At 49.7% G+C, this 7,232-nt stretch carries 4 protein-coding genes and 1 pseudogene; 4 read left to right on the top strand and 1 reads right to left on the bottom strand.

All coding sequences use genetic code 11. The annotated features are described in order from the left end of the window. Positions 1-393, top strand: a pseudogene (locus IQ235_RS14170) (SAM-dependent methyltransferase); the annotation flags it as partial. A 106-nt stretch (positions 394-499) separates the two neighbouring features. Here IQ235_RS14170 and IQ235_RS14165 read toward each other — a convergent pair. Next, entirely contained in the window at positions 500-1,738 is a 1,239-nt protein-coding gene (locus tag IQ235_RS14165; protein ID WP_264322099.1) for a damage-control phosphatase ARMT1 family protein, read from the bottom strand. A 72-nt stretch (positions 1,739-1,810) separates the two neighbouring features. On the opposite strand from IQ235_RS14165, the gene IQ235_RS14160 reads away from it, so the two are divergent. The 3 genes from IQ235_RS14160 to IQ235_RS14150 form a co-directional block, all read left to right on the top strand. Further along, positions 1,811-2,236 carry a DUF3110 domain-containing protein gene (locus IQ235_RS14160; protein WP_264322098.1) on the top strand — a complete coding sequence of 142 codons (426 nt, stop codon included), beginning with the start codon at positions 1,811-1,813 and terminating at the stop codon, positions 2,234-2,236. Continuing rightward, positions 2,233-3,174 (top strand): N-acetylmuramic acid 6-phosphate etherase, encoded by a 942-nt coding sequence (gene murQ, locus IQ235_RS14155; protein WP_264322097.1) that lies wholly within the window; start codon positions 2,233-2,235, stop codon positions 3,172-3,174. The genes IQ235_RS14160 and murQ overlap by 4 nt, the downstream gene beginning before the upstream one ends. Positions 3,175-4,041: 867 nt before the next feature. Beyond that, a partial coding sequence (locus IQ235_RS14150; RefSeq protein ID WP_264322096.1) for an isopeptide-forming domain-containing fimbrial protein occupies positions 4,042-7,232 on the top strand: 3,191 nt, incomplete at its 3' end.

The following is a 7,232-nucleotide window of genomic DNA, read 5'->3' as shown; positions in this document are numbered from 1 at the left end:
CGATTTGTGGGGGAATTTGGCGGAGATGGCAATGTCGATGCGATCGTCAATGCTTTGCATCAAAGTTTGGCAAACCGGGGAATCGATACCCATGGGATTCATCCCTGGTATTTTCCGAATGTGGAAGAATACCGCACCCGCTTAAAATCTCAAGGGTTTACCGTCGATCGAATCACTCTCATACCCCGTCCGACACCCCTGCCCACTGACATTCGAGGCTGGTTGAAAACCTTTGCCAATCCCTTTTCGACTGCATTACCCAGTTGGGAAAGAAAGGCTTTTTTCGATGAAACGATCGCCCGTTTAGAACCGATATTACACGATGCATCGGGGCAATGGTTTGCCGATTACGTACGGCTGCGATTTGCTGCGGGGAAGCCCCTCTCCTCCTGACCCCAATCGGGCAGTATCTTCAGAAAAATAGACGGGGCTAAAAATATTGAACTGTATCTTTTCTCGATCTTTTTCTAGAGACCCTGGGGTCAATTTTCGTAACGATTCAGTCAGGAATAAAGGCTGCTTGAATAATGCCCCGACTGCCATTAGTTTTCCAATCACCTCCTTCAAGATCTAAAGCACTAATCTGTTCCTGAGATAGCCCCACAACAACCTCAGACTTTAGGGTTCGCAGTGCGGCAATGGGGGCGGGGAAATAGCTGAGAATGTCGGCAAACTGAGTTGTCAAATCCCAATTTCGATCGCCAAGCAATCGACGGTAATTCGCATCGCCTTTAACGATAACTAAATTAGATTTATCGAGGTCTTCATACAAAGATTCTGGCATTTCCCAGAGGGCAAGGGGAGAGGTCCAAAATGGATCGTCGCACAAATATAAGCGATCGGAATTTAAGTAGTTTTTCAAATGCAATCCAAATCGACTGAGTTCGGGGTGTTGCTCCGCTGCGAGAAAGTCGATGGTTTGAATGACATCTTCCCTTGTGGCATCGGAAACAAAAGTGGGATAGTTTTTGAGGTGGAGGTAAATTCTATCGGCAATTTGACTCCCCAGTAAAAAATCGACCAAACCTAAATCGCAGACCAGTTCGAAGCCTGCATTGTCAATTATGATATCGATCCGTTTGTGATATCTTAATGCCAGATAACTCACTAACCGCTCTGTATCGTCAATTAATAAACGTTCTTGTTGTTTTTCGATTTCAGTTTGTTCGCTACTGTCCGCTTCTTTCGACCATAAATCGTCCACCGACCATAAACTTAAATCGGCGCGATTTCCCCATAAAGAAAAATAGAGAAGCATCAGACATCCCGAGGGTTGCCAGTCTCCATCGATAGCGTCAAGGCGATCGCTTAAATCGTAAATGGACTCGAGCGCCATTTCGAGTCCTTTTCTTTTTTGAGACCGATAGGGATCGAAGTTTTGCAACTCGCCTTCTTTGAAATATCCGATAATATCGAGAATTTTTCGGTAAAAATATGTCTCAGCAAAGAACCAAGGAACATCTAACCAAGTGCTTCCTAAATAAGGCTTTAAATAATTATCCCACTGGCTAAAGTCGGGAGCTTCTAAGTGATGTAACAGACTCAATTTATTCTCTCGAACTTCTTCGGAAAATCGAGTTAACAGTCCGATAACTTCTTCAGGAAACTCATTCTCTTGTATCAGTTTGTGACAGATATTCGGCAACCGCTCGGTCATTGTATAAAATGAAAATGACCCTTCCTCAGAGCTAGTGAGTGGTTCGGGAGGTGAGAGTGTCAAACGGGATGGTTGAGTCATTAAGATGTAGGATTTTACGTCCATCATATAAGATAGTAGAAAGAACGATCGAATAAAATATATTGACTATATATGCGAGTATTCGTCCTACTATTTAATCCCGGTACGGATAACGAGGGCATTCATACCATTCGACTCGCGTCTGGCGATGGCAGCGAACGCAATATCGTGATGATGTTCGAGGCAGAAGATGATGCCACTCGTTATGCGATGCTCCTCGAAGCGCAAGATTTCCACATTCCCGCCGCAGAAGCGATCGACTCTGAAGAAGTCGAGGCTTTTTGTCGCAATTGCGGCTACGAAACCAAGTTAATTCCCGAGGGTTTCGTACCCCAGTCCCCCGAAGAACGGGTGTTCCTCGCGCCCCCCGAAACGAATATGAAAGATACGGAATGGTCGCCGGAAAACCCCACAGTTGAAACCAGCGACACCTCCGAACCGGAAATACCCAATCCAGAACTCGATGAGATGCGTCGGAGATTGGAAGGTTTACTGTGAAGGACGTTGAAAATCGCGGGTATCTGCTGACCGAACAGAGCAATCCCAACACCCAGAATTTAGATCGGCTGAGCGCGCTGGAATTGGTGGATGTATTCAATCGGGAAGATGCCCGAGTCCTCGAAGCGATCGCGAGTGCGCGCAAACCTTTAGCCCTTGCGATCGAACTGATTGCCAAATCCTTCGATCGCGGGGGACGGCTGTTTTACGTCGGTGCCGGAACCAGCGGACGATTGGGGGTGTTAGACGCATCGGAATGTCCCCCCACGTTTTGTACGCCACCGGAAATGGTACAGGGCATTATTGCTGGCGGTGCGGGGGCCCTGGTGCGCAGTTCTGAAGGGTTAGAAGATTTGCCCGAAGATGGGGCAGACGCGATCGCCCAACATCGGATTCGCGATATTGATGTGGTGGTGGGTATCACCGCTGGGGGCACGACTCCCTACGTGCGCGGGGCTTTGCAAGCGGCAAGAGGGCGCGGCGCGACGACGGTTTTTATCGCCTGCGTTCCGACAGAACAGGTACAAATCGATGTCGATGTAGATATTCGCCTGATAACCGGGCCCGAAGTGTTGGCAGGTTCGACGCGATTGAAAGCGGGAACGGTGACGAAGCTGGCGTTGAATATTCTCTCCACCGGGGCGATGGTACAGGTGGGGAAAGTTTACGGCAATCGGATGGTGGATGTGGCGGTGACGAACCGGAAGCTGCACGATCGCGCCTTGCGGATGATTTGCGACTTGACGGATTTGAGTCGAGAAGAGGCGGCAGTATTACTTGAAAAAAGCGATCGACAGGTGAAGTTGGCGTTGCTGATGCACTGGACGGGAGTGGACGCCGAAAAAGGTCAGCAGGTTTTGGCGGCCCATGGGGGACAGTTGCGAGAAGCGGTGGAGAGTCTGAAGTCGGAGAATAAAAGACCCGAAGATGGGGGATGAGGGGAGAATGCACCCATGAAAAATTCCTCTGGGAAATGTTTCTGTGGTGCTATGGCTGGCACGCTGACTGACGGGCAAAATGGTATGCCTGTAGCCTGTTGGTTGGGTTGAGCATGAAACCCAGCAACCACAATCGATTGCGTTGTCGGTCAGGATCTGCGCAACCGACAAGATTTCCAGACTCCCGAGACTTTTTTCAGCCTAGTTGACTGAAAAAAGTCTTAATTCTTTTCTGTAAATAAGGCTTTAATTTATATTTTATACACACGATCGAAATGTGTATAAAATATGTACTTTTTTTGTTCGTATTTATATTCGATCGTGAAATAATTGTGGAATTATTAAAGTTTTGGTAACTGAATCTTCTTGCCTTCAGTCGTTTTCAGGCTTTTGTTAAATATTTTATTGACCTCATTTTAAAATCTATCTATTTCTATTTACGCGAAATTACCTAGATAAAGATAGGTGATTTTGTTGATGTTTTTTTCGATCGTTTATCGAGATAATAAAGATACGTTAAAGGATAGGAAGTGAATATTAGGGGTAACTATTCTTTCGTCTTTCGATCGAAAAAAATAAACGTATACACGATCTCGAACAGTCGTCGTTCAATGTTGAAATTAAGAGTGTAGCTGCAATTTGAGTCTGCATTCCAACCCATAGCAGTAGACCGGAAGAAAGGAGCAACAGCGGTCTATTTCAAATTATCACCCAATTTTTTAGCTCGAGTTCTGCGAACTTCTCCACGATCGAAATATTATTTTGAGCTTCAAAAATGAGGCTGAAAATTTCGTTTGCCCGTTTCCAAGAAACTGGGTGTGTCAGTTTCTCTCCACCCCTCGTGTCAACTTCTCAAGGTAATTTATAATGCCCACTCCTACCACAACCATCAACCTGCCTGCTGAAGAGTTTATCAACGAGAATTTTGACTTTTCCGTTGTTTTTGATAATACGAGTAACACCGCAGTAGGTTACGGACCATTTTTCGATATGGTGGTTCCGGGCGAAATTCAGCTCGGCAGCGCCAACTACCTGGGTGCACCCATTACCCTTGTCGAGTATGAGTGGAATGGAACGGAGTGGGAACAGGGTGGAGAGGCTGTTACCGAGCATCCCTACGATACAAATGTGGCACTCCCCACAGCAGCCAATACTGGGGATAAGTGGTATTTAGTCGAACTGCCCTTCGGTAGCTTCGTTCCCGAACAGCCAGAAGCCGAGGTAACGTTCGCGGGTAATACCCTCAGCAAAGCAGACGGTGCGCTGGTGGGTACCGGACTAGATATTACCTCTCGGGGGGGATTCCGCTACGGGGATGACGAGTTCGATACTCCTAACGATGCGATTCAAGAAGGTAGCGCTCAAACTAGCGAAATTACCCCGAAGGTTATCGAACTGACCAAAGAGTCCGACGCACCGGAAAAAGAAAGATCGACCGGGGAAAACTTCCCGGTTCTGTATACCTTAACGGTGGACATTGCCAACTTGGAGACGGTGGATAACCTCGTCATCTCCGATGTCCTGCCGAACAATATGGAGTTTCTGGAGTTCGTCGATGTGGCGGGGGGAACGGTCACTCAAGCCCCGACAACGGGGGGACCGGCGAACGGCAATAGTTTTACCATCAACCTCGGTTCGAGAACGGGTTCGACTTCTGGCGAAGATGTCGTGATTACCTATCGCGCCTACGCACCGGAATTGGATGCGAATAACGCTGAGGTTATTATTGCCAATAGCGGGGACGATCGCCCGGCCCTCAACGAATCCCAAGTTACGGGAACCTACGACGGTACTGCCATCAGCGAGGCCACGACAGATGCGGTGGGTACCGAAGACGACCCGGCAGATTACGAACTGACCCTGAAATCGATCGCCATTCAGAAGGGAGTCAACATTATCGGTGGCGGCGATACCGTTCCGGGAAAAACCCTCGAATACACCCTCGACTTCCAGATTTCCGACTACTTCTCGTTCCGGGACATCGTTATCGATGATATCTTCTCCGACGGACAGCGACTCGATAGCGGTTTTGCCCCCACCCTGCAAATCTTCGGCAACGACGGTACGACAGGTTCGACCAGCTTCGATAACTTTACTGGAGATGTCGATAACAACTTTACCTTCGATAACTTAACCGGAACCGTCGATACCGGGAATCCGGGGACTTCTACAGGTCAAACAAGCCTCAACTTCAACGTTTCCCAGGAACTGATCGACAGTGCAGTCGATGCCGATGGAATCCTCGTCGGGGATAAGGCTGGATTTGGCGATAATGCCCTCGGACAAGGCGGAACCACCGCACGAATCGTTTATCGCACCATCATCCAAGACGAATTCACCGACCTCCACAACACCCCTGGCTTCTCCGGCGACCAAAGTGTGGACTTGGACGATGTGTTGAAGAACACCGTCGATATTAGCGGCACGATCGTTGATGAAAATGGCACGCAGCAAAATGAAGCCGATGGCAGTAGTGCGGAAGTTCCCATTGCCTCTCCCACCCAGTCGAAAACCATTTACGCGATCGATGGTAACACCAACGTTCCTGCCAATCCGACGCTGACCCCCGGTCAAACCGTCACTTATCGGCTGAAGATGGAATTGCCGGCCGCCGATGCGGAGAATCTGAAGATTACCGACTTCTTGCCGCTGCCAGTATTTGATGCGGACGAGATTCCCGATGGCAATGTCATCATCACTTACGATGGCAATCCCCCTGCGGCTGGGGAAATTTCCTTGGGCCCCGACCATACCCTCGATTTGAGTGCGCTCAACTCTTCTTTGACCACTCCCGGTGTGGCGAGTACCGGGGGTTCCTCGAATACGATCGCTATTGATTTCGGTTCCTTCGACGATTCTGCCAATACCCCAGCAACGATCGACTTACTCTTCACCGTCACGGCGACGGATGCCCCCTTTACCGATGGGTTGTTCCTCACCAACCAAGCCCAATCCGAAAGCGGCAACACCTCCTCCACGGTGACGAATGCCACGGAAATCGTTCAAATCGAACTCACCCAGCCGCAACTGAACCTCACCAAAGGAGTAGTTTCGGAAAACAATCCCAACGATGGCACTTACGACCCCGGCGCACCGACAGCGTTTAACGCACCGGGTAGCGGCACGTCTTATACCGGTGTGATTAATAGCAACAACCTAGATACGGCCAACATCGACAGCAACCTTTCTGGAGTGGATGCGGGAGATTTGGTCACGTTTTCGATCGTCGTGGAAAACACTGGCGGCGGCGGGGCCTTCGACCTCCTGATTCAAGATGCAATTCCCCTCGATGGCGATGGCAACCCACAGTTCCAACTTCCCACGGGAGGTGCGGGACTGAACTTGCAAGTCTTTAATGGTAACGGCGGTACCGTCGGTTTCACTGGTGACTTGTTTAGCGGTGGCATCAACATCGACGACGACGCGAACGGCATTATCGACAAAGGACGGACGGGAAGCGCCGTTACTGGCGATGGCAGCAACCTGCTGGTAATCACTTACGACCTGGAAGTGCTGAGTACGGCGGAGTCTAACGAACCGCTGACCAGCGAAGCCGAGATTCTCGAATATTCGGCGATCGAAGGTGGTAACGACTATACCGATGGTTCTGCTAACGAGGATTGGATCGATCCGGCAAGCGTCACCATCGATACCCCCGAGATTGCTAAAACCCTTCTGGGAACGGAAGTTAACGATACCAATAACAACCAAGCCAACCAAGCCACGATCGGGGAATACGTCCAGTACGAGGTAGTGCTGACGGTTCCCGAAGGCGAACTCCCCAATGCTCGTTTGGTCGATCGACTCGATGCCGGATTGGGCTTTGTCCGCGTGGATGAGGTGATTCTGAGCAGTGGAGATATCACTTCCACAGGAACCCTTACTCCAGCGGGTTTAGCGGCAAGTGCGACCGCCACGACCGGTACGAACAACCAAAATGTTACCTTCACCCTCGGAGACCTCAGCAACGCCAACCTCGATAACGGCACGCCCGACACCATCACGATTCGCTACACGGCAGTGGTGGTCAATACGACCGATCCGACCCGCAACGACAG

The sequence above is a fragment of the Zarconia navalis LEGE 11467 genome (assembly GCF_015207075.1).
Classification (GTDB): domain Bacteria; phylum Cyanobacteriota; class Cyanobacteriia; order Cyanobacteriales; family Geitlerinemataceae; genus Zarconia; species Zarconia navalis.
This window is presented reverse-complemented; position numbering and strand designations above follow the sequence as displayed.

What these genes read in the sequence shown, in the direction of transcription:
- IQ235_RS14160 (WP_264322098.1), top strand. Translation starts at nt 1,811, where the DNA reads ATGCGAGTATTCGTCCTACTATTTAATCCCGGTACGGATAACGAGGGC.
- IQ235_RS14165 (WP_264322099.1), bottom strand. Translation starts at nt 1,738, where the DNA reads ATGACTCAACCATCCCGTTTGACACTCTCACCTCCCGAACCACTCACT.